This window comes from Streptomyces sp. NPDC059788 (assembly GCF_042732265.1).
Classification (GTDB): Bacteria; Actinomycetota; Actinomycetes; order Streptomycetales; family Streptomycetaceae; genus Streptomyces.
In genome coordinates, this window is sequence record NZ_JBHWHY010000113.1 from 1 (window position 1) to 3,937 (window position 3,937).

Sequence of the window (3,937 nt, forward strand, 5' to 3'; positions counted from 1 at the left end):
CGAGGACGCCCGACCTCCGGCCACACCCGCGACTCCGTCAGCAGCTCCACCCCACCCGCCGACCAGTCCACATGCGGACTCGGCGCATCCACATGCAGCGTCTCGGGCAGCACCCCCTCCCGCATCGCCATCACCATCTTGATCACACCCGCCACACCGGCCGCGGCCTGGGTGTGACCGATGTTGGACTTCAACGACCCCAGCCACAACGGGCTCCCCGCCTCACGCCCCTGGCCATACGTGGCCAACAGCGCCTCCGCCTCAATCGGGTCACCGAGCTTCGTGCCCGTGCCGTGTGCCTCCACCGCATCCACATCGGTCGCCGCCAGGCGCGCGTTGGCCAACGCCTGGCGGATCACCCGCTGCTGCGAGGGACCATTCGGCGCCGTGAGGCCGTTCGAGGCGCCATCCTGATTGACGGCCGTACCGCGTACGACGGCCAGCACCTGATGCCCGTTCTTCCGCGCATCCGACAACCGCTCCACCAGCAACATGCCCACACCCTCACCCCAGCCGGTGCCATCCGCGGCAGCAGCAAACGCCTTGCAACGCCCATCCGCCGCCAAACCCCGCTGACGCGAAAACTCGATGAACGTGCCGGGCGTGGACATCACCGCGACACCGCCGGCCAGCGCGAGTTCACATTCACCGGAGCGCAGGGCCTGGATGGCCAAGTGCAGCGCCACCAGCGACGACGAACACGCCGTGTCCACCGTCACCGCAGGACCAGTCAGCCCCAGCTGGTAAGAGAGGCGACCGGAGAAGACGCTTCCCGTGTTGCCGGTCAACAGGATGCCCTCCAGGTCGGCGGGCATCTCCTGGGCCGGCGGCGCGTAGTCGTGGTACATGACTCCCGCGTAGACGCCTGTCAGGCTGCCGCGCAGGGACACCGGGTCGATGCCGGCACGCTCCAGGGCCTCCCACGCCGTCTCCAGCAACAGCCGCTGCTGCGGGTCCATCGCCAACGCCTCACGCGGCGAAATCCCGAAAAACGCGGCGTCGAACTCTCCGGCGTCATAAAGGAATCCGCCCTGGCGCGTGTACGACTTACCCGCACGCTCCGGATCCGGGTCATACAAACCCTCCAGATCCCAGCCACGATCCGACGGAAACTCACCGACGACATCACGACCCTCGAACGCCAGCCGCCACAAATCCTCCGGAGACACCACACCCCCAGGAAAACGGCACGCCATACCGACAATGGCGATCGGCTCGTCTTCCGTGAGCGCCGTGGGTGCGACGACTTGGTGAGCAGCGCTGTCCCTGCCGCCGAATTCGGCGGCCAAGTACGCCACGACGGCTTTCGGTGTGGGGTGGTCGAAGACGAGAGTCGTCGGCAGGCGGAGGCCGACGAGATCGTTGAGCTGGTTGCGGAACTCTACGGCGGTCAGCGAGTCGAAGCCGATGTCCTTGAACGGCCGGTCGTCGTCGACGGTGCTCCGGTCCGAGTATCCGAGAACCTCGGCGACCTTGCCGCACACGAGGTCGAGCAACAGGAGGTGCTGCTCGTCCGCCGGCAGCATGGCCATGCGTTCCGCCAGCGACGACGCGCCACCGGATGCCGCGTTGCCCGCCTGACTGCGTCGAAGTCGCGTACGTACGAGCTGCTTCAGCAACGTGGGCACTTCACCCGACGTGGCGGTCCGTGCCAGCAGGCTCGCGGCGTCGAATTTCATCGGTACAAGCAGCGCCCGGTCAGACCGCAGCGCAGAGTCGAAGAGGGCCATACCCTCTTCGGCGACGAGCTGCGCCACACCGGCACGTGCCATGCGGGCGACGTCGTTGTCCGCCATGCCCTGCGTCATTCCGCTGCTGTTGGCCCACAGGCCCCAGGCCAGGGAGACGGCAGGCAGGCGGAGGGAACGGCGGTGGTGGGCGAGCGCGTCGAGGAAGGCGTTGGCGGCGGCGTAGTTCGCCTGGCCGCCCGCTCCGATGAGTCCGGAGACAGAGGAGTAGAGGAGGAAGGCGGTCAGGTCCAGGTCACGGGTCAGTTCATGCAGGTTCCACGCCGCGTCCACCTTCGGCCGCAGCACCGCGTCCACCTGCCCGGCGGTCAGCGAAGCGACGGTCGCGTCGTCGAGGATGCCCGCCGTATGGACCACGGCGGTCAGCGGATGCTCCCGCGGTATGCCCGCCAGCAGCTTGGCCAGAGCCTCACGGTCGGCGACATCACAAGCCGCCACCGACACCCGGGCACCCAGCCCGGACAACTCGCCCACCAGCTCAGCCGCACCAGGGGCCCGTTCCCCCCGACGGCTGACCAGCAGCAGGTTCCGCACGTCGTGCTCAACCACCAGGTGACGTGCGGCGAGTGCGCCCAGACCACCGGTACCACCGGTGATCAACACCGTCCCCGCCGCATCCCACACCGGCCCAGCCGACTCCCCAGCAGCAGACACACGCGCAAGACGCGGCACGCGCAACGCGCCTGTCCTGATCGCTACTTGTGGCTCTTCGGCGACCATCGCCTGCGTCAGGGCCTGTGCGGACTGTTCGTCACCGTCGAGGTCGATGAGGACGAACCGGCCCGGGTTCTCCGTCTGAGCCGTCCGCAACAGGCCCCACACACCGGAAGCCTTCAGATCCACTGCGTCTTCCGCGTCCACGGATACCGCGTTCCGGGTGATGATCACCAGCCGGGAGTCGGCGAACCGTTCCTCCGCCAGCCACTGCTGCACCAGCGCCAACACTTCCAGCGTCACCGCCCGCGCACCAGCCACCACATCCGCATCCGCGTCCGGAGCACTCGACGGCACGACGGCGCACACCCACGGCGGCACCGCACCACCCACCGCCACCGACGCCAGATCCGGGAACGCCTCAGCCATCGGAAGCAGGTCCGCGGGTACGGCTCCTACGACGGCGACGCTATCCGGCGCGACCTGGGTGCCGCTCGATGACGCTATCCAGTCGAGGTGGAAGAGCGTGTCGCGTTGTGCCCCCATGGCCTCGCGGAGCGCCTGCTCGGAGACCGGCCGCAGAGTCAGCCCCTCGGCCGAGACAACCAGCGCACCAGCGGCATCCGCCGCGACCAGCGCATACGTATCCAGGCCGGCAGGCGTCAGCCGCACCCGCAACGCGGTGGCCGCACTCGCGTGCACGGTCACCCCCGACCATGAGAACGGCAACACCACTGGCCCCGAACCCGTGACCGCCCCCGGCAGCATGGGGTGCAGTGCCGCATCGAGGAGGGCGGGGTGGAGAACGAACTCCTCGGCCTGAGCGTGCTGGTCCTGGGGAAGTGCGACCTCGGCGAAGATCTCCTCACCACGCCGCCAGACACGCCCAAGGCCCTGGAAAGCAGGACCGTAGCCATAGCCGCGCTCGGCGACCCGCTCGTAGAGACCCTCGCTGTCCACCTCAACCGCACCCGCCGGCGGCCATACGGTCAAATCCGCTGCCGCGTCGACCTCGGCGGCAGCAGCCGTGAGCAGGCCTGAGGCGTGCAGAACCCACTCGCCGTCGGCACGGTCCGGGGTCTCCGGGCGGGAATGGACACTCAGCTCACGACCGCCTGCCGCGTCGGGGGCGCCGACGGTGACCTGGACCGTGACCGCACCCTCCTCCGGCAGCACCAACGGCGCATGGAGCATCAACTCCTCAACCCCCGCGCACCCCACCCGGTCCGCAGCAGCAACAGCCAGCTCCACAAACCCCGTCCCCGGCAACAACACCGTTCCCAGCACCGCATGACCCGCCAGCCACGGATGCGAACGCAACGACACCCGACCCGACAACACCAGACCACCACTACCCGCCAACTCCACAGCCGCGCCCAGCAACGGGTGTCCCGCACGGCCCAGCCCCGCTGCCACCACACCACCACCGCTACTGCCAGGGGCATCCAGCCAGAAACGCTCACGCTGGAACGCATACGTCGGCAAACCCACCACCCGCGCCCCCGACCCCACAAACAACCGATCCCACGCCACCT

The 3,937-nt window shown here is 68.7% G+C and carries 1 protein-coding gene; it reads right to left on the reverse strand.

The window, feature by feature from the left end:
* Positions 1-3,937: type I polyketide synthase (locus ACFV57_RS42580; RefSeq protein WP_385244658.1), on the reverse strand; the 3,937-nt coding region annotated here is incomplete at both ends.